Origin of the sequence: Erysipelatoclostridium sp. AM42-17 (assembly GCF_003480255.1) — a bacterium.
Taxonomy (GTDB): Bacteria; Bacillota_I; Bacilli_A; order Erysipelotrichales; family Coprobacillaceae; genus Faecalibacillus.
The window spans coordinates 75,426-102,076 of record NZ_QUIN01000001.1; the positions used below are offsets into that span (position 1 = coordinate 75,426).

Annotated in this window: 28 protein-coding genes, 1 pseudogene and 2 riboswitches; of the genes and pseudogenes, 22 read left to right on the top strand and 7 right to left on the bottom strand. The window is 30.1% G+C overall.

Going from position 1 to position 26,651, the window contains the following annotated elements:
- Positions 1-21: 21 nt before the first annotated feature.
- Complete coding sequence (locus DW911_RS00385; RefSeq protein ID WP_118607335.1) at positions 22-1,962, top strand: oleate hydratase; 1,941 nt, start codon at positions 22-24, stop codon at positions 1,960-1,962.
- Between the two features lie 15 nt (positions 1,963-1,977).
- On the opposite strand, the gene DW911_RS00390 is transcribed toward DW911_RS00385, so the two are convergent.
- A complete protein-coding gene (locus DW911_RS00390; protein ID WP_255415269.1) occupies positions 1,978-2,619 on the bottom strand; it encodes an alpha/beta fold hydrolase in 642 nt (213 codons plus the stop codon).
- A gap of 5 nt (positions 2,620-2,624) precedes the next feature.
- The gene (locus DW911_RS11235; protein ID WP_255415270.1) at positions 2,625-2,903 is read right to left on the bottom strand and encodes a serine aminopeptidase domain-containing protein; all 279 of its coding nucleotides are present in this window, start codon (positions 2,901-2,903) and stop codon (positions 2,625-2,627) included.
- A gap of 209 nt (positions 2,904-3,112) precedes the next feature.
- On the opposite strand from DW911_RS11235, the gene pnuC reads away from it, so the two are divergent.
- From pnuC to DW911_RS00405, 3 genes are all read left to right on the top strand, one after another.
- Positions 3,113-4,339: a nicotinamide riboside transporter PnuC gene (gene pnuC, locus DW911_RS00395; protein WP_118607336.1), complete on the top strand. Its 1,227-nt coding sequence runs from the start codon at positions 3,113-3,115 to the stop codon at positions 4,337-4,339.
- 81 nt (positions 4,340-4,420) lie between these two features.
- Positions 4,421-4,978, top strand: coding sequence for an elongation factor P (efp, locus tag DW911_RS00400; RefSeq protein ID WP_118430891.1), 558 nt, complete (start codon positions 4,421-4,423; stop codon positions 4,976-4,978).
- A gap of 17 nt (positions 4,979-4,995) precedes the next feature.
- Positions 4,996-5,745 (top strand): SDR family NAD(P)-dependent oxidoreductase, encoded by a 750-nt coding sequence (locus tag DW911_RS00405; protein WP_118430893.1) that lies wholly within the window; start codon positions 4,996-4,998, stop codon positions 5,743-5,745.
- Between the two features lie 26 nt (positions 5,746-5,771).
- Here DW911_RS00405 and DW911_RS00410 read toward each other — a convergent pair whose 3' ends face one another.
- Complete coding sequence (locus tag DW911_RS00410) at positions 5,772-7,031, bottom strand: methionine gamma-lyase family protein (RefSeq protein ID WP_118430895.1); 1,260 nt, start codon at positions 7,029-7,031, stop codon at positions 5,772-5,774.
- Between the two features lie 202 nt (positions 7,032-7,233).
- Here DW911_RS00410 and DW911_RS00415 point away from each other — a divergent pair.
- From DW911_RS00415 to DW911_RS00440, 6 genes and pseudogenes are all read left to right on the top strand, one after another.
- Positions 7,234-8,064: pseudogene (locus DW911_RS00415) on the top strand (aldo/keto reductase).
- A gap of 1 nt (position 8,065) precedes the next feature.
- The gene (locus DW911_RS00420) at positions 8,066-8,740 is read left to right on the top strand and encodes a dihydrofolate reductase family protein (protein ID WP_118607337.1); all 675 of its coding nucleotides are present in this window, start codon (positions 8,066-8,068) and stop codon (positions 8,738-8,740) included.
- Between the two features lie 110 nt (positions 8,741-8,850).
- Complete coding sequence (locus DW911_RS00425; RefSeq protein WP_118607338.1) at positions 8,851-9,294, top strand: MarR family winged helix-turn-helix transcriptional regulator; 444 nt, start codon at positions 8,851-8,853, stop codon at positions 9,292-9,294.
- On the top strand, positions 9,294-10,637 hold the full coding sequence (locus DW911_RS00430; RefSeq protein ID WP_118607339.1) for an MATE family efflux transporter: 1,344 nt from the start codon (positions 9,294-9,296) through the stop codon (positions 10,635-10,637). Before DW911_RS00425 ends, DW911_RS00430 begins: the two co-directional genes overlap by 1 nt.
- Before the next feature lie 35 nt (positions 10,638-10,672).
- A riboswitch (SAM riboswitch) is annotated at positions 10,673-10,758 on the top strand.
- 80 nt (positions 10,759-10,838) lie between these two features.
- Positions 10,839-11,174: a hypothetical protein gene (locus tag DW911_RS00435; protein ID WP_118430903.1), complete on the top strand. Its 336-nt coding sequence runs from the start codon at positions 10,839-10,841 to the stop codon at positions 11,172-11,174.
- A 588-nt stretch (positions 11,175-11,762) separates the two neighbouring features.
- Positions 11,763-12,059, top strand: coding sequence for an HIRAN domain-containing protein (locus DW911_RS00440; protein ID WP_118430905.1), 297 nt, complete (start codon positions 11,763-11,765; stop codon positions 12,057-12,059).
- A gap of 53 nt (positions 12,060-12,112) precedes the next feature.
- Here DW911_RS00440 and DW911_RS00445 read toward each other — a convergent pair whose 3' ends face one another.
- Positions 12,113-13,111, bottom strand: a complete 999-nt coding sequence (locus DW911_RS00445) for a WYL domain-containing protein (protein ID WP_118430907.1) — start codon at positions 13,109-13,111, stop codon at positions 12,113-12,115.
- A gap of 125 nt (positions 13,112-13,236) precedes the next feature.
- Between DW911_RS00445 and DW911_RS00450 the strand changes: the two genes are divergently transcribed.
- A complete protein-coding gene (locus tag DW911_RS00450; protein ID WP_118607340.1) occupies positions 13,237-14,121 on the top strand; it encodes a PIN domain-containing protein in 885 nt (294 codons plus the stop codon).
- Between the two features lie 11 nt (positions 14,122-14,132).
- Here the strand turns inward: DW911_RS00450 and DW911_RS00455 are convergent, their stop codons facing one another.
- From DW911_RS00455 to thiC, 3 genes are all read right to left on the bottom strand, one after another.
- Positions 14,133-15,539 carry a uracil-xanthine permease family protein gene (locus DW911_RS00455; RefSeq protein WP_118607341.1) on the bottom strand — a complete coding sequence of 469 codons (1,407 nt, stop codon included), beginning with the start codon at positions 15,537-15,539 and terminating at the stop codon, positions 14,133-14,135.
- A gap of 63 nt (positions 15,540-15,602) precedes the next feature.
- A complete protein-coding gene (locus DW911_RS00460; RefSeq protein ID WP_118430913.1) occupies positions 15,603-16,250 on the bottom strand; it encodes a hypothetical protein in 648 nt (215 codons plus the stop codon).
- 60 nt (positions 16,251-16,310) lie between these two features.
- The gene (gene thiC, locus DW911_RS00465; protein WP_118430915.1) at positions 16,311-17,621 is read right to left on the bottom strand and encodes a phosphomethylpyrimidine synthase ThiC; all 1,311 of its coding nucleotides are present in this window, start codon (positions 17,619-17,621) and stop codon (positions 16,311-16,313) included.
- A gap of 55 nt (positions 17,622-17,676) precedes the next feature.
- Positions 17,677-17,787: riboswitch (TPP riboswitch) on the bottom strand.
- Between the two features lie 149 nt (positions 17,788-17,936).
- Here thiC and DW911_RS00470 point away from each other — a divergent pair.
- The 11 genes from DW911_RS00470 (at position 17,937) to modA (ending at position 26,640) form a co-directional block, all read left to right on the top strand.
- Positions 17,937-18,908 (top strand): sensor domain-containing diguanylate cyclase, encoded by a 972-nt coding sequence (locus DW911_RS00470; protein ID WP_118430917.1) that lies wholly within the window; start codon positions 17,937-17,939, stop codon positions 18,906-18,908.
- Positions 18,909-18,910: 2 nt separating this feature from the next.
- Positions 18,911-19,801, top strand: a complete 891-nt coding sequence (locus tag DW911_RS00475) for an ROK family protein (RefSeq protein WP_118430919.1) — start codon at positions 18,911-18,913, stop codon at positions 19,799-19,801.
- A gap of 52 nt (positions 19,802-19,853) precedes the next feature.
- A complete protein-coding gene (locus tag DW911_RS00480) occupies positions 19,854-20,300 on the top strand; it encodes a GNAT family N-acetyltransferase (protein ID WP_118430921.1) in 447 nt (148 codons plus the stop codon).
- Between the two features lie 103 nt (positions 20,301-20,403).
- Positions 20,404-21,381 carry a hypothetical protein gene (locus DW911_RS00485; protein ID WP_118430923.1) on the top strand — a complete coding sequence of 326 codons (978 nt, stop codon included), beginning with the start codon at positions 20,404-20,406 and terminating at the stop codon, positions 21,379-21,381.
- A complete protein-coding gene (locus DW911_RS00490; RefSeq protein WP_118430925.1) occupies positions 21,362-22,075 on the top strand; it encodes a C40 family peptidase in 714 nt (237 codons plus the stop codon). Before DW911_RS00485 ends, DW911_RS00490 begins: the two co-directional genes overlap by 20 nt.
- Positions 22,076-22,197: 122 nt before the next feature.
- Entirely contained in the window at positions 22,198-23,139 is a 942-nt protein-coding gene (locus tag DW911_RS00495; protein ID WP_118430927.1) for a GTP 3',8-cyclase MoaA, read from the top strand.
- Position 23,140: 1 nt separating this feature from the next.
- On the top strand, positions 23,141-23,620 hold the full coding sequence (gene moaC / locus DW911_RS00500; protein ID WP_118430929.1) for a cyclic pyranopterin monophosphate synthase MoaC: 480 nt from the start codon (positions 23,141-23,143) through the stop codon (positions 23,618-23,620).
- Complete coding sequence (locus DW911_RS00505) at positions 23,605-24,543, top strand: MOSC domain-containing protein (RefSeq protein WP_199588997.1); 939 nt, start codon at positions 23,605-23,607, stop codon at positions 24,541-24,543. The genes moaC and DW911_RS00505 overlap by 16 nt, the downstream gene beginning before the upstream one ends.
- Positions 24,536-25,213 carry a molybdate ABC transporter permease subunit gene (modB, locus tag DW911_RS00510; protein WP_118430931.1) on the top strand — a complete coding sequence of 226 codons (678 nt, stop codon included), beginning with the start codon at positions 24,536-24,538 and terminating at the stop codon, positions 25,211-25,213. The genes DW911_RS00505 and modB overlap by 8 nt, the downstream gene beginning before the upstream one ends.
- Complete coding sequence (locus tag DW911_RS00515; RefSeq protein ID WP_118430933.1) at positions 25,214-25,861, top strand: ATP-binding cassette domain-containing protein; 648 nt, start codon at positions 25,214-25,216, stop codon at positions 25,859-25,861.
- The gene (gene modA / locus DW911_RS00520; RefSeq protein WP_118430935.1) at positions 25,858-26,640 is read left to right on the top strand and encodes a molybdate ABC transporter substrate-binding protein; all 783 of its coding nucleotides are present in this window, start codon (positions 25,858-25,860) and stop codon (positions 26,638-26,640) included. The genes DW911_RS00515 and modA overlap by 4 nt, the downstream gene beginning before the upstream one ends.
- The last annotated feature ends 11 nt before the right edge of the window (positions 26,641-26,651 follow it).

Sequence of the window (26,651 nt, forward strand, 5' to 3'; positions counted from 1 at the left end):
GATAAAAAAGAGGTGATGTGTATGATTAATTATAGGAAATTACTGATGGGCGTTTTGTCTTTATCTGCTTTTATGTATATCTTAAATAAGAAAAACAATCAATCTTTTCAAATGAATGAGACAAATGACTATCATCAAAATGAAAGAAAGCAATATGAAAAAAACAGTAAAGGCATTTATTATGCCAGTGGAAATTACGAAGCTTTTGTTAAAACAAAGAAACCTGAAGGCGTTGAAAATAAACAAGCCTATCTCATTGGAAGTGGCCTTGCAAGTTTAGCTGCTGCTTGTTTTTTAGTAAGAGATGCTAAAATGCCAGGAAAGAATATTCATATATTAGAAGCTCATGATTTAGCTGGCGGTGCTTGTGATGGTATTTTAGATGCAAGTAAAGGATATATCATGAGAGGTGGTAGAGAGATGGAAAACCACTTTGAATGTTTATGGGATTTATTTAGAAGTATTCCTTCATTAGAAATTAAAGATGCCAGTGTATTAGATGAATTTTATTGGTTAAATAAAGAAGATCCTAATTATTCATTATGTCGAGCAACAGTGAATAGAGGACAAGATGCTCATCATGATGGTAAGTTTGGATTAAGTCTAAAAGGATGTAAGGAAATTATGAAATTGTTTATGACTAAAGATGAAGATCTTTATGATAAAACAATTGAAGATATTTTTGATGATGAAGTATTTGACTCTCCATTTTGGATGTATTGGCGTACAATGTTTGCCTTTGAAAACTGGCATAGTGCTTTAGAAATGAAACTTTATTTTCAAAGATTTATTCATCATATTGCTGGACTTCCTGATTTTAGTGCTTTAAAGTTTACCCGTTATAATCAATATGAGTCGTTGATTTTACCAATGAAAAAATATCTTGAAGATGCTGGTGTAGATTTCAAATTTAATCATGAAGTCACAAATGTTATATTTGATATTCAAGAAAATCAAAAACGAGCAAAAGAAATCAAATGTAAGGTAAAAGGAAAGGATAAAACAATTGTTTTATCACAGGATGATTATGTTTTTATTACAAATGGAAGTTGTGTTGATGGAACAATTTATGGTGATCAAAATCATGCTCCAAGTTATGATGTAGATGTCAAAAAAAGTGGTAGCTTTGATTTATGGAAGCAAATTGCTAAACAAGATCCATCATTTGGTCATCCTGAAAAGTTTTGTGGTGATATTTCTAAAACAAATTGGGAATCAGCAACAATTACAATTTTAGATGATAAAATTATTCCTTATATTACAAGAATCTGTAAACGTGATGTACAAACAGGTAAAGTTGTTACTGGTGGGATTGTGAGTATTGAAGATTCATCTTGGCTTTTAAGTTGGACGATTCATCGTCAAGGACAATTTAAAAAACAAGAGCCAAACAAAACCTGTATCTGGGTTTATGGTTTATTTAGTGATGCTATTGGGGATTATGTTCAAAAGCCAATGAAAGATTGTACTGGTAAGGAAATTACGATGGAATGGTTGTATCATTTAGGTGTTCCTGAACAATATATTGAAGAATATGCAACCAATAGTGCTCGCTGTGTACCAACAATGATGCCTTATATTACTGCTTTCTTTATGCCTAGAAGTGCAGGAGATCGTCCCGATGTCATTGTTGATGATGCTTTAAATTTTGCTTTTTTAGGACAATTTGCGCAAACACCAAGAGATACTATTTTTACTACCGAGTATTCTGTTAGAACAGCAATGGAAGCTGTCTATGGTTTGTTTCAAATTGACCGTGCTGTACCCGAAGTTTGGCCTAGTGTCTACGATATAAGAGAATTACTAGATAGTTCTGTGGTATTAATGGATGGAAAGTCACCTTTAGAAGTTGATTTAGGTCTTTTCAACATATTAAAAAAACCGCTTATTGCTTTGATTAAAGAAACGGTAATTGAAAAACTGTTATATGATCATCGTATTTTAAAAGATGGGATGAGATGATACAAAAAAGAACACTCAAAATGAGCGTTCTTTTTGCCATTTTATAAGGGTATCACTCATATATTGATAGACAAGATGGTGATCATTTTCATTGAGTATTTCATGACGCATGTTGTCGAATAAATAAGATGTGACGTTTTGATAACCTTTTTCTTTCATGTAATAAACGGCTTCATTAAATCTTTTTTCATTTGTGATACAAGGGTCTTCTTTTCCGGCAATAAACAAAATAGGTAAAGATGGATTGTTTAAAGACCAGTTTTTAGAATGATAGGTTTTTCTAACTAATTTGAATAAAGTTTCAAAACCATTAGCACTAAAAGTAAAAAAACATAAAGGATTATTGTTGTATTGACTGACTACTTGTTTGTCGCTACATATCCAACTGTTGGGAACGTTTGAATCAAATTTTTTATTAAAGGATTGAAAACTTAATTTTTGAATCAATTGCGGACGATAATGATCACCTTTAATCAAGGAATAAAGATGACTCATAAAAATGCCAGTACCAGCAAGAGGATTATCACTAGGACTACCACAAACGATAAGTCCATCAATGTCATGGTCATATTGTTGAATATAACAGCGGACTACTAAAGATCCCATGCTATGACCGAAAAGATAAAGAGGAAGGTGAGGATAAAGTTGTTTGATCATAAGTGTCACTTGGTGTAGATCTTCAACAATACCAACACTACCATCTTGATAAAGTAACCTAAATCATCTCTATTTTTAACACTTTTACCATGACCGCGATGATCATGGATAACACATAAATAACCTTGATGAGCTAACTCGTTCATAAAGTCTAAATATCTTTCTTTATGTTCACACATTCCGTGAGAAATTTGAATAATGGCTTGAGGATGGTCATGACTTACTATCATGCCATCTAGAACCAAGCCATCATGATTTGATTTAATTTGAAAGTTTTTTTTCATTTTTATCACCTGTTTCGATTATACATAATCAAGATGAATATAAGAAGTAAATGCATATAGATTGTTAACTTGATTTATTTTTATTAAAATAACGTAAAAAATAGTGTATTTTGTATAAAAATTTATTATAATAATGAAGCATTCTGCAAAAAAATAAGTTACCAATCTTATTTTTTGTATTTTTGATGTAGTAGGGAGAGATTTATAGAATGATTCAATTTTTTAAGAAAAATATTGAACCAAATAAAAAGCTAAGACTTGCAGAAACGATTGTGCTGGTTTTACTTGCTATTTGTTCAATTGTTTCAATTTGTTATGGTCTTTTTGAAATCCATAGTGATGTTGGACATATTCAATATCTTCAAAGTGTACAGATGCAAAGAGATCAAGATGATGAAGATTATGATTCAGATAACACGGTATGTGAAGTGACATATAGAAAAGGTGATGAAAAGTTAGTTGTTTCTTATTCATATGAAGAATATGTTAAATTAAAAAATACATCAATCAAATCATATGAATATCAAACTGATAAGGGAACAAAACTTTATTTTGACCATAAAGGTGTTAACCATCAAGAGGCTCAACATACATATAAAGAAGTTATGGCTGAAAAGACATTACCTATTTTTAACTTAGCAAGTTCGTCTTTTATTTTACTTTTATCAGTAGTTATCATGATGTTATTTTCTAGACAGTTTACAACTTATGAAAAATCATGGTTTATGACAATCATGGTTTTAGCTACGATTTTTTCAGTATTATTTCCAGAAGAGAGTGCAAATGGTGTAAATGGTATTCTTATCATGTTACTTTATTTGCTTGATACTTTCTTAAATATATTATGTGAGTTATTGATATCAAAACAATCTCGATATAATTTCTTGATTTCAGTATTAGTAGAAATTGTTGAAATTGTAATAAGTATTGTACTGATGTATCGTTTTGCTACGATGGTAGTAACATTATTCTTCTGGTTACCAATTGATATTATCAGTTATATTAACTGGTCTAAACATCGTGATGATGAAGAAGACGAGTTAACAATGGTCAGAAAATTAAAAGGTTACCAAGAAGTTCTTGTTATTATTGGAATTATTGTTTGGACAGTTGTTGTTGGTTACTTTATTAGTGGTTTAGATATCGCAACTGATTTTTATCATAATAAAACATTAGAAACATTTATTGTTTATATTGATGCTTGTGCTTCAGCAGTAGGTATTGCTAATGGATTATTTATTTTCTTTAGATTAAGAGAACAATGGATAGCATGGTATATTTGTGCTTTTCTTGAAGCGGTTATTAATGTTTTATCAGGACAATATGTTTTATTGATTTTAAAAATTGGTTACTTTACGAATACTACATATGGCTATATTAAATGGAGTAAATATATTAAAGAACATCAACAAAAAGAAAAAGTATCTTTATTTTAATTTGCAGTGACTTGAGAATAATGATATAAACTGTTACAATATAGCGTGTAAATTATTAAATAAAAAATAGGAGAGAGAATTATGGCAATTAGTGCAGGAGATTTTAGAACAGGATTAACTTTAATCGTTGATGGTGATCCTTGCCAAGTATTAGATTTTCAACATGTAAAACCTGGTAAAGGTGCAGCTATCTTAAAAACAAAAATGAGAAACTTAAAAACTGGAGCTATTCAAGAAAGAAACTTCAATGCTTCAACTAAATTTGATCAAGCTAATATTTCTAAAAAAGCAGCTCAATTTTCTTATGAAGCTGATTCAACATATTATTTTATGGATATGGAAACATATGATACATATGAATTAACTGAAGAACAAGTAGGATTTAATAAATATTTCATCGTTGAGGGTTCAGAAGTTTACTTAATGTTCTTTGAAGGATTATTATTATCAGTATCCGTTTCAGAAAAAGTTGAATTAACTGTAGTAGAAACTGATCCAGCTATCAAAGGAGCACCATCTAACCAAACTAAAGATGCTGTTACAGATACAGGTTTAACACTTAGAGTTCCTCAATTTATTGAACAAGGTGAAAAAATTGTAGTCTTTTCAGCTGATGGAAAATATGCAGGAAGAGCTTAATCAAGCTCTTTTTTATCATGAAAAATAAAGTTGTTTTGATTACTGGTGGTGCTCAGGGAATTGGAAAAGCCATTGCTTTAGAACTAGCTAAAAATCATTATGATATCGTTATTAATTATCTTACTTCAAAAAATGGAGCTTTAGCTTTAAAAGAACAGATTATCAAGGACTATGGTGTCAAATGTCTTATATTACAATGTGATGTTTCTAAAGAAAAAGATGTTGATCAAATGGTATCAATGATTGAAGAAAAATTAGATGGCGTTGATATTTTGATTAATAATGCAGCTATTGATTTATCAAATTTGTTTCATTTAAAAAATGCTGATGAATTTAGAAAAACATTAGATGTCAATGTAATAGGTGCTTATAATTGTGCCAAACGTGTTTATCGAAAGATGTTAGAAAAAGAATATGGTAGAATTATTAATATTTCTTCTACAAATGGTATTAATACTTATTATCCAATGTGTATTGATTACGATGCTTCTAAAGCAGCTTTAATTTCATTGACTCATAATTTGGCTTTTGAATTTGCCCCATATATTCATGTTAATTGTATTGCTCCTGGGTTTATAGGTACAGAAAATGAACTAGCGGGATATGATGAAGAGTTCTTGAAAGAAGAACAAGAAAAAATCATGGTTGAAAGATATGGAAAACCAGAAGAAGTAGCTTATCTTGTTAAATTCTTAATAAGCGATGAAGCAAATTATATTAATAATACAGTTATAAGAATTGATGGTGGACAAAAGGGAAGTGTATAAAAAAGAGATTTCAAAATGAAATCTCTTTATTTATTTTCTTTTTTCATATTAGTGAGTGCAAGTAAAATTGAAAGTTTACCATATTCAAGTGAAAGACCACCTTGCATATATAATGTATAAGGTTCAATTACCGGAGCATCAGCACTTAATTCAATGGTACTACCTTGAGTAAAACTACCACTTGCCATGACTTCATCAAAAGGATATCCAGGCATAGGAGCTGGTAAAACATGGACAAAAGAATCAATAGGACTTGATGATTGAATACCTTGAGTAAAATCAACAAGTTTTTCTTTTGTTCCTAATTCTAAAGTTTGAATGATATCTGTTCGTTGTTCGTTATAACGAGGTGATACATTTTTATAGCCCAATTTTTCTAGCATATAAGATGTAAAAATAGCAGTTTTTAATGCGTTTTTAACAGCATTAGGTGCCATAAAGATGCCTTTAAAGAAAGCATTGTTTAAATTAAAGTTTGCACCTAAATCTTTAGCAATACCTGGGGCTGTTAATCTTTCAGCAACGGCATAAATAAGATCTTCATTACCGGCTACATATCCACCAGTAGGAGCAATACCACCACCTAAGTTTTTCATTAATGAGCCAACAACAATATCAGCGCCTATGTCACCAGGTTCTCTTTTTTCGACTAACTCACCATAACAATTATCTACCATGATAATAACATCTTGGTTTACTTTTCTAATTTTAGTAATAACATGTTCAATTTTATCAAGTGTTAATGATAAACGATGAGAATAACCTCGCGATCTTTGAATCTCTACTAATTTAACATTATTTTCTTTTAATCGTTCAACGATTTTATCTTCATCAAATTCATTATTAATTAAATCTATTTGTTCGTAGTGTACACCGTGAGCTTTTAATGACTGACTAGAATTACCACTTAAACCTATCATTTCTTGTAAAGAATCATATGGTTCACCAGTAATTGAAATCATGGTATCACCATGTTTTAATAATGCTGATAATGTAAGAAATAAAGCATTTGTTCCAGACATAATTTGAGGTCTAACTAAAGCGTCTTGACATCCTAGAATAGAAGCAAATATCTTTTCTAGTTTATTTCTTCCTTCATCATAGTTACCATAACCATTTATATCAGTAAAATCAGAGTAAGATACTTGATTTTCAATAAATGCTGATAAGATTTTATTTGAATTATGTAAACAGATTTCATCTACTTCTTTATAAATATCTTTTAATTGTTCATCTGATTGATGAGCTAATGTTAATAAATCTTTATCTATTTGTTCTAATATCATAAAACGAATTCACTCCTTTAAATATTCCATACATTATTATACATGAAAAACTGTTAAAAGTTTAATGTTTATTTACTTTTAAACTGGTGAATATAAATATCGATGAAAACTATTGACATAAAGTTAACTTTAAGACTTAAGATGGTTCCAGATGAAAGGAGATTATATAAATGTATAATAAATATTTATTAGAAATAATGGTATTAAAGTACCACAATTAGGATTAGGTACTTGGTTTATTGATGATAATCAAGTTGCTACATCAATTAAAGCTGCAACACAACTAGGATATCGTCATTTTGATACAGCTCAAGCTTATGGCAATGAAAGAGGAATCGGAGAAGGAATCCGTACTTGTGGTGTTGCTAGAGAAGATTTGTTTGTTGTAAGTAAGGTAGCTGCTGAACATAAAACATATCAAGAAGCAAAAGATAGTATTGATCAAACATTAGAAACAATGGGACTTGATTATTTGGATATGATGATTACTCATAGCCCTCAACCTTGGGATAAAGTTAATCAAAGTGACGATCGTTATTTTGAGGGTAATCAAGAAGCGTTGAGAGCATTAGAAGATGCTTATAAAGAAGGTAAATAAAAAGCAATTGGGGTATCTAATTTTCAAAAAGAAGATATTGAAAATATTTTAAAAGCATGCAAGATTAAACCAATGGTCAATCAAATTTTACTTCACATTAGTAATACTCCATTAGATTTAGTAGACTATTGTAAAGAACAAGGTATTGTTGTAGAAGCGTATTCACCAATTGGTCATGGAGAAATTCTTAAAAAAAAAGAAATTCAAACAATGGCTGATAAATATGGTGTTTCAGTAGCTCAATTATGTATTCGTTATACCCTACAGTTAGGTACTATTTCTTTACCTAAAACAGCTAATCCTCAACATATGAAATCAAATAGTGATGTTGATTTTATGATTAGTGATGAAGATATGGAAACATTGAAACATTTTAAACATATAGAAAACTATGGCGAAAGCAGTTCTTTTCCTGTCTATGGAGGAAAACTATAGGATGAGTAAACCTTATATTATTTGCCATATGATGATGTCAGTTGATGGGCGTGTTGATTGTGCTATGACATCAAAATTACCTGGAGTAGAAGATTATTATCAAACTTTAGATGAACTTAATTTACCTACTACTGTTAGTGGAAGGGTAACAGCTGAATTAGAAATGGCTAATCCTGGATTCTTTAAACCAAAAAATCAAGAAATATTTGGTAAAAGCGGCTTTTCAAAGAAAGTTGATGCTCAAGGATATGAAGTTATTTTAGATACAAAAGGAAAACTTTTGTGGCCAAATGCATCTTCAATGAAAAAGCCATATCTTATTATTACAAGTGAAAGAGTATCAAAAGAATATTTAGATTATCTTGATCAACAAAATATTTCATGGATCGTATGTGGTCATGAACATATTGATTTAAAACAAGCTTGTGATATTTTATCTCGTGAGTTTCATGTAGAAAGAATGGGAATTGTAGGTGATCCTGCTATTAATACTTCATTTTTAGACCAAGGTTTATTAGATGAAATTAGTTTATTAATTGGTTCAGGAATTGATGGTAGAAAAGAAATGCCTTCCGTATTTGATGGATTAAAGATAGATCATGATTTAATTCATTTAAAATTATTAGATGTTAATCAATTTGATAGCGACGCCATCTGGCTTCGTTTTCAAGTATAGGAGATATATTTATATCTTCTTTTTTTTATTGAGATGAACCTTGACATTATCCTTTATTATCATATAATTACCTATGGTAATTAACATGGGTAACTATATAGGAGGATACAATGAACAGCGAGAAAGTTAAACAAATGTTAGATTCATTTTATATGGCAAAACGAATATTAGATTTATTGCCTCAACTACCACAAGGTGTTTTACCATCTTACATTCGATATTTAGAAGCAATCATTGAATTAGAACAACAAAATAAAAAAGTAAAAATTTCAGATGTAAGTGATTATTTAAATTTACCTCGTCCGGGTGTGACAAGAACAATTCATACAATGGAAGAAAAAGGTTTTTTAAAGAAAATAGCCGCCAAACATGATGGTCGTATTACATACATTACAGTTACATCCAAAGGGCAATACATCTTTGAAAAATTTAATCAAGAATATTTTAGTGATTTAGCAAAAAGTTTAGATTTTTTAAATGAAAAGGATATTGATTGTACAATAAAAACAATCAATGAATTTTATAAAGTTATGAAAGAAAGGGGGAGAAAATAATGAATCAACAATCAGATTTTACACAAGGGAGTATTTTAAAAAAATTGGTTTCATTTATGATGCCTATTTTAGGAGCATTGATATTACAGGCTGCTTATGGTGCAGTTGATTTATTAGTTGTTGGTCACTTTGGGACAACTGCTGGTCTTTCTGCAGTATCAACAGGAAGTCAGGTTTTAAATTTAGTTACTTTTGTGATTACCCAATTTGCGATGGGTTTAACAGTTTTAATTGCAAGATATATAGGTGAAAAGAAACATGGTGCTATTGGATCTTTAATTGGTGGATCAACTCTTGTTTTCATTGCTGTTTCATTTATTTTGTTCGTTGTTATGATTGTTTTTGCTCGACCTATCTCTACACTCATGCAAGCACCACACGAAGCAATTACACTTACATCTCATTACGTTCGTATATGTGGAGCAGGGATTTTCTTTATTGTTGCATATAATCTTTTATCTGCTATTTTTAGAGGATTAGGAGATAGTAAATCTCCTTTACTATTTGTTATGGTAGCCTGTCTTGTTAATGTGGTGGGTGACTTGTTTTTGGTTGCAGTTTTAAAATTAGATGCATCGGGAGCAGCCATGGCTACTGTGTTTGCCCAAGCAGTCAGTGTTGTTTTTGCATTGTTATTGTTATTTAAAAGAGACTTACCTTTTACAATTACGAAACATGATTTTAAAATGAATTCTCATTGTATAAGAGCGTTAAAAATAGGATTACCTTTAGCTTTACAAGAATGTTTAACTCAAATTTCATTTTTAGCATTATGCGCTTTTGTTAATAGACTTGGATTAGAAGCTTCATCAGGTTATGGTGTGGCTTGTAAAGTGGTTAATTTTGCAATGTTAGTACCTAGTTCACTTATGCAGTCAATGGCTTCTTTTGTTGGTCAAAACGTTGGCGCTGGAGATGAAAAAAGAGCAAAACAAGCGATGTTTACCGGTATAAAAATAGGTTTAGTTATTGGTTTTGTCGTTTTTATATTTGTTTTCTTTAAAGGAAATCTATTAACTGGAATCTTTACTAATGAACAGGTTGTTATTAATAAAGGATATGACTATCTAAAAGGATTTGCTTTAGAAACTATTGTTACAGCGATTTTATTTAGTATGGTCGGATATTTCAATGGTCATGATCAAACATTATGGGTGATGGTTCAAGGTTTAGTACAAACCTTATTAGTGCGTTTACCATTAGCTTATTATATGTCTATTCAACCACATGCAAGTCTTACTTATATTGGTTTAGCTGCTCCAATTGCAACAATAGCGGGTATTGTTTTAAATGTTATCTTTTATATTTATCTAAATAAAAAACTAAATTTACAAAATTCATAACTTTACAATACATGATAAAAAGTATAAAATGAATTTACCTATAGAGAGTGTGTAAGAGACAAGCTCAATGATCACACAGCAACCTGCAATATGTAAGGTGCTAAAGCTTGAATGATGGGAAATGAATATATGAATTTCAATCTCATCATAACGATGGGATTGTTTTTTTATCCTCTTTATAGATTTAAGGAGGAAAGAAAGATGAATAATATAGAAAAAGTATTAAAAGAATTTGAAGGGAAAAGAGTTTGGTTTTATCTTAAAGATGATGTTCAAGCAAGATTTAAAGATGAACTTTTAAAATTACATGGACGATGGTTAGATGGCTCATTGTTAACTAAGCAACATCATTTATCTCATTTTATAGCTGTTCATGAAGACTATTGTATTGCTTTTATATCAGCCTATATCTGGGCGCATCCTTTATCTAAACAAGACAATAAGATCATTAAAATAGATTATCAAAAATTAATGAATCATCAAAATGATTATCAAATTATTAATGATCAATCAAAATATATTATTCTAAATGAATAAAACTAACAGACAATATGTAAAAAACAAACGAAATCATTGAATCCCTTATGACTTTTAAATATGATTATAGTTTAATCAAAATAATTCTTGGTGATAGTCAATCTCGTATCTTATTTATTATTAAATGACTAGAAATGTAAATATATACTTATTCTTGCTAGTTATACAAATTTTTTATTGTATATAAAAATACTAATGATTTAGATCTTATGATTAAATACGGTTCTCGAGAAACGCAATCAAGGGGATAATCGCAGATTTTTAATCTATCATGTTGAATTATTAAAAAAGCATTATAGTAAACAATTGTATCAAGACTTTTATCAATGCTTCTATACGATTTTAAAACAAGGTAAAAAGAGAGAAATATATCGCGATGCGTGTGTTTATGTAAAAGGCATTGCTCAACTTAACTAAGGAAAAGAATTAGTTGAAAAACTGGTAACAGAATTACAAGATTCATCCTATGCTAAATGTTCTGCATTATTTGATGAGATAAATAAAACAATAAAATACCGTCTTAAATAAGACGGTATTTTATTATCTGCCCAACTATAATACAAGTAATCAATGATAGGAGGGCTTACGATGAAGACGATATATTTTACTTTAACTGGTACAGGATATTATTTTGGACATCAATTTTTAGAAAAAGGAATGAAAGTGATACTAGTTAAAGAACCGGATAATGACTATGATAAAGAAGCCATTCAAGTAAAAATTGAAGGACTAGGGAAAATTGGTTATGTTGCAAATAGTCCAAGTACTGTTTTAGGGGAAACAATGTCAGCAGGGCGTATCTATGATAAAATAAGTGATCACGTTGAAGCTAAAGTATTGATTGTGACTGATAGAGGCATTATTTGTGAATTAAATTGTGAATAAGTGAATAATAAGTGAACAATGTGAATAACCGTCTGTATTAATAATATGGACGGTTATTCATTTAAAAAATGATTTTGTAAGAATTCTTTAAAACGATTTATTTGTTGTTGATTACCAGATATTTGAATTTGTCCACCAAAACCAATAATCCATGAATAAAAAGTGCTATTGATAATATGATTAACTTGCACACGATATAATTGATTGTTGATTTGAGTAGGGTGAATGTTTTTACCAAATTTATCAATCATATTTGAATAAACAGCAGGAGTAAAATCTAATTCTATCGGTTCTAAATGTCCTTCTCCATACATATAAGACATATGATTTATTTTTTCTTGGAAAGATTGTAGTTGAAAAGCATTGAATGAAACTGTGCTGTCTTTGACTATTTCTACATTTTTAACATAATCTAATCGATATTGAATGCAGTCATTGGGATTTTTAGCGCCTTGACAAAGTAAATAATATTCATTATTAGAGAAAATAGTATCAATTGGAGCGAGTTCGGTTTCTTTAAAAGGTTGTGCTGTATTTAAAGAAGGTTTGCAATATTGAAAACGTATCTTCTTTTTTTCGTGTATTGCTTTAACTATCATTTCTAATTCATTGTAGAAAACACTAGCATCTTCGTTTTTAACGACGTGTAAATTTAAGTTTTTACGAAAATAGGCTTGATAGTGAATACTGAACATATCTTGTATTCTTTTTTGATAATTTTCTTTAGTTTGTAAAGTGAAAAAATGAGAACTGTATACTAAATCTAAGATGGCCTTTGCTTCCATGATATCTAAACTTGTATTAACATAGTAAAAGTAAATATTTCTTCCTTCTTTATAAGAGACAATCACATCATCATGATAATATTGGTTATAGTTTTCTACAAATTTTTTGATGATCCGATAATCAATTTGAAAATCTTGGTCTAACTCATATATCTTTTCTTGAATATCTTTGACAGTTAAGGGGTGTTTTTCATCACTATATTTAATAATAATGTCAATAACTGCAATAAATTTAATATAAGAATCACTATTTTTATTTCTTTGCATTGCTTGTCCTCCTTTTTCTTTATACTACAATACTAAGAAATAAAAAACAATAATACCACCTTATATAAGATGGTATTGAAATGAGGGGATGAATATAATGATGTTGAAACAAAGGAGGAATAACAATGATATTTAAACGATTGATTAAACGATTTCAACATCGTCATATAAAAGAAATTATTTTAGTAGATAGTGAAAATGTGGGATATGAAATAGCAAAAAACATTCCTAAAACAACTTTAGTTTATATGTTTGTAAGTGATATTTATGTAAAAGATAAACTTATTGAATATACTCAATACAAAAATATAAAAATCATTGATATTTCTTCTATTAGAAGTCGTTTTTATACGAAGAATGCTATGGATTTTTGTTTAATGGCTAAATTGACAGAAACTGTTACTTGCTTTTCTAACAAAGTAAAAATTGTTGTATGTTCAAAAGATAAGGGCTATGATCCAGGTATCTATTTTTTAAAAGAACGTTATCAAGATATGGCTATTTTAAGATATCCAGGTTCGCTTTATTTTTATTATTGTGATTTAAACGCTGATTTAGTAAAAATATTACAAAATACAACACATGAAGTGAGGGAACTTGTTTCTAGAAACAGTAATATGGAAACCCTCAAGATGCTTTTGCCTAAATCGCAAAGAAAAATATTTATTATAGAAGAATATACGAATCTTGTTGGTATGGTTAAAACCTATGTTGAATTAGATGTTTATACAATGCAATATGAAGTGCATTATTCAGGTAATCTTGTTTTGTCGACGAAGAGTAGGGACGAAGCATTTGAAGGTTTTTATCATTATCAAGAAAAATTACACCATATCTATGATAAATATCAAACGCATGAAAAATTTAAAAAATCTAATGAATTACAAATAAGACAATATATTGAAGAAGCTGATTTAAAGAAGTTACCGTTAGAACAATGTTTAATTAAACAATTAGGTGCAACTATAGGTCACCAAAAGTATGTGCAGTATAATCAAATAAGATGTTAAAAAAGCAGGAATTAACCTGCTTTGTCTTTCTTTTCTTTTGGTAATATCCAACTTAATACCAATGATACAACAAAGACCCCAGCAACAGCATTACCATTAAAGATATCACCGATTTCATGAGGAAATGCTGAAAAGAAGTTACCAGATGTTTGTGTTAATCCAACACCAATACAAAAGGCAAGAGAAATAATAATCATAGTGCGATCATCAAATTCAAGTGCTTTTAACATTTTAATTCCTTCAAACATAATTGATCCAAACATCATTACAGTACAACCACCCAATACTGCTTGTGGTAGCGAATTAAAGAAGGCACCTAATGGTGGGAAAAGAGATGCTAAAATTAAAATAAGCGCACCCATTAAAATTGTAAAACGATTGATAACACCGGTCATTGTTACTAAACCTACATTTTGACTGAATGATGTTAAGGGAATACAGCCAAAACATCCAGAAATCGTGCTTGAAAAACCATCAACAGCTAAAGAACCTTGTAGTTCTTCCGTTTTAATATCACGATTTAAGGCACCCGTACAAACGGCAGTTGTTGCACCCGTTGTTTCGGCTGCTGAAACTAAAAAAACAATGGCAATAGTTAAAAAGGCACCTAAATTAAATACTGGTGGGTGTTTTGTAAAGAAAGCCAGCTTAGGAATACTAAAATAACCAACTTGAGATATTGTTTTATTGATATTACTAAAATTAATAAGTGGAGCAATATTCATAACTGTAAAAATAATTGATAAAATATAACCACTTACTAAACCAACTAAGATGTTTAAATTTTTATATACACCTTTTAATTTATATCTTGAAATAAGACATACAATCATTGTAAAAAAACCAATGACAATATGATACCAAGCCCCAAAATCTTTAGCACCATTACCACCACCCCAGGAATTCATACCAACAGATAGTAATGATAAACCGATTGCTACAACAACACATCCTGAAACAACTGGAGTTAAAAATCTTTTCCAGTATTTGGCGCTAAGACCTACGAAGCCTTCAAAGATACCACCTAAGATAACGGCACCAATCATTCCTTCATAACCTAATTTAGAGTTTGTGCAAATAACAAGCAGACTACCTAAAAAAGTAAAACTTACTCCCATAACAATAGGAAGTTTAGATCCAATTTTCCAAACTGGATAAAGTTGCATAATTGTACCAATTCCAGCGACAAACATGGCGCATTGTAAAATTTGGGTGATTTCTGCACCTGTTAAATGTTGTCCGGTATTTCTTGTGATGGCTGCGCCACAAACAATTAATACAGGAGCTAAGTTTGAAACAAACATGGCTAAAACATGTTGTAACCCAAAAGGAATAGCTTTGCTTAAAGGAACTTTACCATTTAGCTTATAAATATTTTCTACGTGAGTAGAAGTAATCATTGTTTCTTTATTTTCCATATTCTCTCCTTATCGATAGGATTATAGCATACTTTTATTTTATAAATAAAGAAGATTATTTCGTCATTTGATATGATAGTCTAAGCCATCAAAACTTAAAATGGAAAAGTGTAGATAATAATGGATATAAATGATTTTCTTCTTTTTGTTTTTTAAAGTTAACTGATATTGATTAGTATCAATAATTTTATATGATTCTATTTTACCTAATAATTTTTCAACGATTTTAAGGTAGTCCTGTAAATTATCTTGTTTAGCTAATAGATAATCTACTTTGTTATCGAATATATAATGAAAATAGGGTGTTTTCTTTTGATAAATAAAGTAATCCGAGGTATCAATAAGGTCATAATCTTTATTTTTCAATACAATACAATTTACGTAGGACTTTGTAAAATATAGATAATTTGTTTGTTTAAATTGTATATAGAAAAAACCAGAAAGAATAATAGATATAATAAGACTTGAACAAAGAATTCGAGTATAGTGTTTTTTTACAAAAGGGAAAAGATAACTTAGGATAATAACAAAATAAAAGATGAAGACATTAAAATTGAAGATTGTTAGATAATGCCTTTTGTAAAAGGCGTAAATAAAAAAAGGCAAATAAACAATAAGAATAATATTGCCGTATTTATCATGAAGATAACAATATAAATCATCAAAAATGCTTCTTCTAAAAACCCATCTTCTTCTATATCTGTCTTTCATAAAAACACCCTCCTTAATCAAATTTTATAATGATTATAAAGAGGGTGTCAATGTCATGAGTTATAGTATATCAATGTAATCGCCAGCTAAAGCTTTGTTGATACTGCGTACGGCACAAAATTTACCACACATACTGCATGTATCACTGTGGTCTTCTTCTGGTAAACGACTATCTCGAATTGCTTTAGCGGTTTGTGGATCCAAAGCGCAGGCAAACTGTGCATTCCAGTCTAATTTTTGACGAGCAGTTGCCATTTTATCATCTTGATCTCTGGCTCCAGGAATCCCTTTAGCAATATCAGCTGCATGTGCTGCAATTTTTGAAGCAATGATTCCTTGTTTTGTGTCTTCAAGATTTGGCAAGGCTAGATGTTCGGCAGGAGTGACATAACATAAAAAGGCTGCACCACTCATTGCTGCTACTGCACCACCAATGGCTGCTGTAATATGATCATAGCCAGGAGCAATATCAGTAACAAGTGGTCCTAAAACATAGAAAGGTGCTCCCATACAAATGGTTTGTTGAATTTTCATGTTTGCAGCAATTTGATCTAATGGCATATGTCCTGGACCTTCAACCATGACTTGTACGTTATGATCCCAAGCTCTTTTTGTTAGTTCTCCTAAACGAACAAGTTCTTCTATTTGACATACATCACTGGCATCAGCTAAGCAACCTGGACGGCAAGCATCGCCCAAAGATATTGTAACATCATATTCTTCACAAATATCAAGAATTTCATCATAGTATTCATAAAAAGGATTCTCATTTCCTGTCATTGACATCCAAGCAAAAACAAGACTGCCTCCACGAGAAACAATATTCATTTTTCTTTTATGCTTTTTAATTTGTTCGATTGTTTTTTTAGTAATTCCACAATGAACAGTAACAAAGTCTACGCCATCTTGAGCATGCAAACGAATAACATCAATGAAATCTTTTGCTGTTAAAGTAGCTAAATCTCTTTGATAATGAATAACGCTATCATAAACTGGAACAGTACCAATCATAGCTGGGCATTCATTAACTAGTTTTTGTCTGAATGGTTGTGTATTTCCATGACTTGATAAATCCATGATGGCTTCTGCTCCCATATTAACGGCACTCATTACTTTTTCCATTTCAAGATCATAATCTTTACAATCTTTTGATATTCCTAAGTTAACATTAATTTTAGTTTTTAACATACTACCAATCCCTTCTGGATTAAGGCAATGATGCTTTTTATTGGCTGGAATGGCAATTTTTCCTTCAGAGACAAGTTGCATAATTTGTTCAACAGGTCTTTTTTCTTTTTTTGCGACAGCTTCTATTTCTGGAGTGATTATTCCTTTTCTCGCAGCATCCATTTGGGTTGTATATTTTTCCATTTTATCCTCCTTCTTCATGTAAACAAAAAGCAAGGCTACCAAAAGATAACCTTGCAAAACATTTTTGTTTGATCCCTCCGTTGGCATTATCCAAATCAGGTTATGGGTCGAAGTGAGATTACACTTCCTCTCAGCTAACATCTCGTTGGCTCCCCCTTGATATTTACATGTTTTCTATATTTTATCATGTGTTCTTTGGTTAATCAATTTATTATCGATGATATTATTTTTTTGTTATGGAAATACCTATTATTAACAAAAAGAAACGGTTTACATTTTAGCTTTTTAAAGATAAAATTATAATGGTGATGTGGAATGGAATTTGAAGAATTGTTTACGAAATTAAAGATGGATCCTAAACACTTAATTGAGACATTAGTGTGTGCAAAAGATCAAAGCGTTATTCTTTTTAAGAATACAAAAAGTGAAATTATTTATGTTAATGAACAGTTTTATAAAAAACACCCTCAATTTACTGATTGTCGAGATGATGTTATTGGAAAAACTGATTTTGATTTATTTCCTGGATCGGATCATGCAAAACAAGCATATGAAGACGAACAAAAAGTCATGCAAACAGGAAAGTCAATTAATTTAATTGAGACTGAGGGTAAAGATAGTCAAGGTAGAACAATGATTGCTCATACTAGAAAATATCCTTTAAAGGACGCTAATGGAAAAGTGGTAGGGGTTTTTGTTATTACCGAAGATATGACAAGTGATGTTGCTACTCTTAGAGAAAATCAGGAAAAAGCAAAGATTTTAACACAACTTAATATTGAGTTATCTCAAGAAAATGCAACGGACACTTTAAGTAAATTATATAATCGTCGTTTTATTCATGCTGAACTTGATCGTTTACAAGATGAATATGTCTCAAAAGGAACGCCATATTCTCTTATTTTAATGGATTTAGATCATTTTAAAAGTATTAATGATACATATGGACATAGTATAGGTGATGAAGTCATCCGCTATATAGGAAGTGTTTTAAATAATATTAAAAGACAGCGTTATCCTTCAATGGAAGGATGTCGTTATGGTGGTGATGAATTTTTAGTTATTCTACCTGCTTATGAAAAAGCAGGGGCTGTATCTATTGCTAAAGATATAAAAGAAGCGTTCGATAATTCGAAATTACATGTTGGAAAATTAAATCAAAAAATATCTGTTAGTATGGGTGTAGCGGGAATTAAAGATGATGAAACGATAGAAGTGGTATTGAATCGTTGTGATCAGCGCTTATATCACGCTAAAAACTCAGGAAGAAACCAAATAGGAGTATAAAAATGAATTATTTAGTCTTAGATGTTGGGGGTAGTTCAATCAAATATGCCCTGATAGATGAAAAATTGAATATTAAAAATAAAAACAGTGTGCCTACACCAATGGATACACTTGATCATTTTATTGAAACAATTGGTCAAATATATGACCAATACAAAGATCAAATAAAAGGAATGGCGTTAAGTATGCCTGGTGTTATTGATCCTCAAAGAGGTTATCAATATACAGGGGGTTCTTTACGATATATTGATAAATTAGAGACAGTTAAAGTTTTACAAAAAAGATGTCCTATTCAAATAACAATTGGAAATGATGCAAAATGTGCTGCTAATGCAGAAATTGGTTATGGTAATTTGCAAGATATTCAAGATGGTGCAGTTGTTATTTTAGGTACAGGAATAGGTGGTTGTTTAATTAAAGATCATCAAGTTCATACTGGACGCCATTTTAGTGCAGGAGAGTTTTCGTTTATCAAGACGAATGCAACTGATCCTTTAACATGGAATTGGGCTTGGTCTACACGTAATGGCATTCAAGGACTGTTAGAAAGAGTACAGGAGAGTTTACATACTGATGAACATTTAACAGGTATTGAAATTTTTGAAAAAGCAAACCAAGGCGATGAAAAGGTCATTGCTGGTATTGATGCTTTTGCAAAAGAAGTAGCTACACAAATTTATAATGTGCATATTATTTTCGATTGTGAGAAAGTAGCGATTGGTGGCGGAATTAGTGCACAACCATTACTCATTGATTTGATTCAAAAAAATTTAAATAATATTTTTGACCATTTAGGATTTGATATTGCGCGTCCTGAAATTGTTCCATGTCATTTTAGAAATGATGCTAATTTAATAGGTGCTTTATATCAACATCTACAAACATTTAAATAAATGACTCTGTGAGTCATTTTTCTTTATAATATTTTTTAATTGGTTTTAAATAATGAATGAAAGGGAAAGAGTAACCATGATATGTCAAGCAACGATGGATGATTTAGATGAGATTTATCATCTTATCTGTTTATTAGAAAATAAAAAAATGAATAAAGAACATTTTAAAAAATGTTATCAAGAAGGACTGGAAAATAGTGATGTACTCTTCTTGGTTGAAAAAAATGAAAAAATAGAAGGATTTATAAGTTTTTATATTCATCATTATCTCCATCATCATCATGATACTGGAGAAATTGTTGAACTAGTTGTTTTACCTGATCAAAGGAATAAAAAAATAGGACATCATTTAATTGAAGCCATTATTCAATATGCAAAAAGTAGAAATCTTGAACAAATTGATTTATCAACTTCAACATATCGTCATGATGCACATCGTTTTTATGAGAACCATCATTTTGAAAAATCACATTATAACTATACATTAGATATTAAATAGATGTATTTTGTTACAGCGAAAGTAACAAAATTTTACAATGACCTGTGATATAGTATTTTTAATTTATAAAGATGGACATAGATTATATATGGAGTGATTGAAATTGAACTTTAATAAAAGAAAATGTAACTTGATAAAATTTGTTGTCTTTTTTTCTTTGATTGCTGTAATAACACTTAATACTACATTTGCTAGTGAAAGTGATAAAATGACGCAAGCTGAAAGAGAATTGTCGTCATTGACTCAAATTACCGAAGATGACATTAATCAAAAAATGTCACAATTTTCAAAATACTACATAGAAAATGAAAAGAAAACCGCAGCTGTTATGAATGAAATCAACGATGATTTTATCAATGAACATTCTTATTATCAATATCAGCTTTCTAATAAAAGTTATGAACAAATAAAAAAAGAATGTAGAGTGATACCAGATCCAACAATGAATACTATTTATGCAAAAGATTATTCATTACCTACTTATAGTTATCATCATGAAAAAATTTCAAAAAAACAACTTACTAAAAAAATAATTTATGATACACCAATATATAATACACAGCTTACTCATAACTATTGGAAAGAAGCTTATAGTGCTTATAAAACTTATAGTCAATATGATGAAAAGTCAGGACTTAATGATAATGAAATATTTAAAAATTACTTTTCTCAATTTTTAAATTCATTAAAAAATAAAGATGAGTTTTTTGAAACTTCTATAAAATCACATGTCGATAATATCTATTATCGAGTGAATGGACAAACAAAAGAAGAAACAACTCAAGAAGCATTTGAAAATTATAAAAATGACTTATTAACACAAAGCAAAGCACAAGCGTTGTTGGATGAATACAATGAAAAATGTAAGGTATATAAACACAATTATTTATCACAAGTAGGTTATGAAAAGTATTTAAGATCAATTAATAATACAAAAGATACTTGGAAATTTAGTGAATATTGTCGTCTTGCTAGAAAAGGACTACTAGCAGGTATTCCAGAATATCCTACAAAACCTCATCATTATACTCAGTTGAAAACACAGGCAAACAAGATATTAGATGAACAAGATATTAGATGAAGTAGAATGGCACCAACAAATAACGTATACTTTATGTCAAAGTGAAACACCACAAATGATAACTTCATTAAATGCGTTTAAAACGCCCAAAGATAAAATATTATCTTGGACATATACAACATTAGATTCATTATATAAAAAAGATATCTCATTTAATGAGCCTGTTTTGACAACTGAAAATAAAAATACATATAATGATATTTTAGAAATTGATTATGATAGTCAATTTGTTGATCAAAGAAATACCATTATTAATTCATTGAAGAGTAAACTTGCTGAAAAATATAAATTAAAAGATTTTGGTGATAAGATTAGTGAAAATGCTCAATCTAAGTTAGGGTGTCGTTATTATTGGGGAGCGACAGGCGAAGATATGTTTGATTGCTCAGGTCTTGTTTATTGGGTTATGAATCATAGTGGTATTAAAATTGATCGTTTAACAGCAAATGGATATGCCTCTTTAGGTACAAAAATTAGAGATATTGATGATATGATTCCAGGTGATGTTATTGCTTTGGGTAATGAACAAAGTTATGGACATATTGGTATTTATATAGGAAATAGTAAAGTAGTAGAAGCAATGGGTGAAGGTGAAACTTGTAAAGGTAATCATCCTCAACACGTTGTCAAGATAACAGATTTAACTCATTTTATACATGAAGATAAAAAATATGAAATAAGAAGATTATTTTAAATAATCTTTTATAACAAAACGAAAATTCAACAAATTATTTTTGATTTGTTGAATTTTTTTTATTTATCGTTTAAATTATTAGGTGATGGTTATTCTTGAACGAGAATAACGGAAGGAGCACTATGAAGGATTCATTTCAAAGAGAAATAGATTATTTACGCATATCGATTACCGATCGTTGTTATTATCAATGTTCATACTGCAAAGTTGATTACCCATCTCATTTATCTCATCATGATATTTTAAGTTATGAAGATCTCATTAAGATTGTTAAGGCGGCTATTAAAGTTGGAATTACTAAATTTAAAATTACTGGTGGTGAACCGACACAAAGAAAAGGGTATCTTTATTTAATTTCCTCTTTGAAAAAAATAAAGGGTGTTCAATCAGTAACTTTAACTACAAATGGTTCTCTTTTTACTAAACAAGATTTAAATTATTTAAAAAACATAGATATTGATGCTATTAATTTTTCACTTGATACACTAGATGAAAATGAGTATTTTTTGCTAACAAAACAGGATTGTCTTCAAAAAGTCCTTGATAACATTCTTTATGCTTATCATATTCAAATACCTGTTAAAATTAATTGTGTTGTAGATGATACATTTCATCTTAAAAGATTACAATCGCTATTATCTTTTGTTAAAGATAAAGATATTTGTTTAAGATTTATTGAAATGATGCCGTTAAATCAAGAAAAGAGAACAAATCATTACCAACAAATAATAGATTATTGTCATCATTTTCAATACCATGTAGTGAACCAACAATTAGGTAATGGACCTGCTTATTACATTAAACTTCAAGGATATCTAGGTTACATTGGCTTTATTGATGCCCTCAACCATAAATTTTGTTTCAACTGTAATCGTATGCGACTTACAAGTACAGGTCAACTTAAGCCATGCTTATTTTATAACAACACTATCGATTTGAAAGGCTTTGTTGATAATGAAGAAGAATTAATTAGACAATTTAAAAAAGCAATTAATTTAAAGCCTAAAGAACATCATTTTGAAGAGGGTAAAAGTTTAACAAAAATGAATGAAATAGGAGGTTAATATGGAATTTAGTCATTTTGATAGTCAAGGAAATGCAGTCATGGTAGATGTTTCACCTAAACAAGTTACATCACGTCAAGCATTAGCTTGTGGACAAATTAGAGTTAATCAGGACATTATTGATAAAATTGAAAACAATTCAATGAGTAAAGGGGATGTTTTGTCAGTTGCTCGTATAGCAGGAATTATGGGCGTAAAAAAAACAAGTGACCTTATTCCTTTGTGTCATCCTTTAATGATTAATAAAGTATCAATAGATTTTCATATTTATCATCAAAGTCAGACTATTGAAGCAATGTGTTTAGTGGCATGTGAGGGTAAAACCGGTGTCGAAATGGAAGCTCTTCATGGTGTCAGTGTCGCTTTGCTTACTATTTATGATATGTGTAAAGCCGTAAGCAAAGATATGGAAATACAAGATATTCATCTTGTAAGCAAAAGTGGTGGAAAGAGTGGTGATTATCATTGGAAAAACAAGTAATGGCTTTATGTGTTTCTAAAAAGAAGGGAACTGCAAAAATACCCGTTGACCAAGTACGTTTTATTGAAAATTATGGTTTGGATGGTGATGCTCATGCAGGCAATTGGCATCGACAAGTTTCATTGTTGTCTTATCAAACCAGAGAAGAATTTAAGCAAGAGGGAGCATTGGTTGAAGATGGTGCCTTTGGTGAAAATATGTTAGTTTCTGGTATTGATTTTACAAAACTAACGGTGGGTACTCGAATTCAAATAGGAGAAGTTTTATTAGAATTGACTCAGATTGGAAAAAGTTGCCATCACCATTGTGCAATTTATCATCAAGTTGGCCATTGTATTATGCCAACTCATGGTGTTTTTGCTAGGGTATTGCTTGGAGGAATGGTTCATGTTCACGATAAAATAAAGGTTATTGAAAATCATGATGAACGATTTCGAGTGGCAGTTGTGACATTATCAGACAAAGCAAGTCAAGGGTTGAGAGAAGATTTAAGTGGTCCCTATATTCAAGATTATTTAACTAAGCATGGCTATTTGGTCACAAGTTTACAAGTTTTACCCGATGAACAAAAAATAATAGAAAAAGAACTTATTAATTTGAGTGATCGCTGTCAAAATGATTTAATTATCACTACTGGTGGTACAGGGTTAAGCGTGCGCGACGTTACTCCTGAAGCAACACGAGCTATCGCTACAAAAAATGTACCTGGAATCAGTGAAGCATTACGCTATGAATCAATGAAATATACACCACGAGCAATGTTATCTCGGGGGGTAAGTGTAATAAGGAATCAAACATTGATTGTTAATTTACCCGGAAGTTTAAAAGCTGTAAAAGAAAGTCTAGATATTATTGAATCATCTTTAAAACATGGATTAAATATTTTGAAAGATAGAGAGCATGAGTGTGGTCGACATGATTGATTTATCACCATTTTGGATTTCTTTAAAAACAGCAACTATAACGATTATTATTACATTTTTTTTAGGATTGTTTTTAGCAAGGTGGACATTAAATCGTAAATATGATTTAACTAAGATTATTTTGGATGGTTTATTTACATTGCCTTTAGTTTTACCACCAACAGTTATGGGGTTTTTCTTATTAATGATTTTTGGTGTTAATCAACCAGTAGGCAGATTTTTTATACAAGTTTTTCACTATAAAATTGTATTTAGTTTTTCAGCTACAGTCATTGCAGCTGTTGCTATTTCTTTTCCATTAATGTACCGTAGTGCTAAAGGTGCTATAGAACAGGTTGATCAGGATTTGATTGATGCTGGTAAAACATTAGGCATGTCACAAAGGAGAATTTTCTTTACAGTTATTCTTCCTGATGCTATGCCTGGCATCATTAGTGGAGGTGTTTTAGCTTTTGCTAGAGGACTAGGAGAATTTGGTGCGACTGCCATGCTTGCTGGAAATATTGTTGATAAAACAAGAACTTTACCTTTAGCTGTTTATAGTGAAGTGATGTCAGGAAACATGAATGAGGCAAGTATTTATGTGTTTATTATTGTTACGATTTGTTTATTAGCTGTAGTTCTTGTTAATATTTATCAGTATTATGTCAAGAAAAAAAGGAGTTATTAAATGAAACTAGAAGTAAAAATTTTTAAAAAACTTGCTGAATATGATTTAGATGTTAATTTCACTGCCTGTGAAAATTATTTAGGATTAACGGGACCTAGTGGAAGTGGTAAAAGTATGATTCTAAAGTGCATTGCAGGAATTATGAAACCTGATGCTGGAAGAATTGTTTTAGATGGTCAAGTTTTATTTGATAGTGAACTTAAAATTAATTTACCAGTTCAAAAAAGAAAAATTGGTTATATGTTTCAAAGTTATGCTTTATTCAATAATATGACGGTTTATCAAAATATAGCAGCTCCTTTAAAGGCTCATCATGAAAAAAAAGCAATCATTGATGAAAAAGTTAAACAAATAATGAAAGATTTTCACATTGAAGCACTTTCTTCGAGATATCCACGTCAATTAAGTGGAGGACAAAAACAAAGAGTTGCATTAGCTAGACTACTTGTATATGATACAAAACTTGTTTTATTAGACGAGCCTTTTAGTGCTTTGGATGCCGAACTAAAGGAAACACTACTAAATGAAACTAAATCCAAATTACAGGGATATCATAAACCATGTTTGTTTGTTTCACATAGTCCTCAAGAGATGGAATTCATGTGTAGCAATATATTAAAAATAAAAAAAGGGAGATTAGAGAAATGAAAAAAGTATTAAGTTTAATGTGTAGTTTATTATTGATTGTGACTTTATGTGGTTGTTCTACAAAATCACAGTCTAAGCAAAAAAAGGTAACTTTGACTTTAGCCGCAGCAGCAAGTCTAGAAAATATATTTGAAGATGAGCTTATTCCTCAATTTGAAAAGGAAAATCCTCAAATTAAAATTCAAGGTGTTTATGATAGCAGTGGAAAATTACAAATTCAGATTGAACAAGGATTAAAAGCAGATGTTTTCTTTTCTGCAGCAACAAAACAAATGAATGCTTTAGTTGATGAAAAATACATTGATTCTAAAGATGTTATTAATTTATTAGAAAATAAACTTGTTTTAATTACTGGAAAAAAAACTGAAACAAATGTAAAAGATTTTAATGATCTTACTAAAGCAAGTACCATAGCAATTGGAGATCCTGATGTAGTTCCTGCTGGTCAATATGCAAAAATGGCATTAACTCATTTAGGTGTCTATGATCAATTAGTTAGTCGTTATAGCTTAGGTGGAAATGTAACAGAAGTATTAAATTGGGTTGCTAACTCCTCAAGTGAAGTAGGTATTGTTTATTCAACTGATGCTAAAAGTACCAATGATGTTAAAGTTCTTGCTACATGCAGTAACGATTTATTAGATGAACCTGTCATTTATCCAGTTTCTCAATTATCTACAAGCAAACATTCAAAAGAAGCTAAAAAGTTTGTTAAATTTATTCAAGATAAGTCATCTTTAAAATTATTTGAGAAATATGGTTTTACTATCAATAAATAGAGGTTATGGAT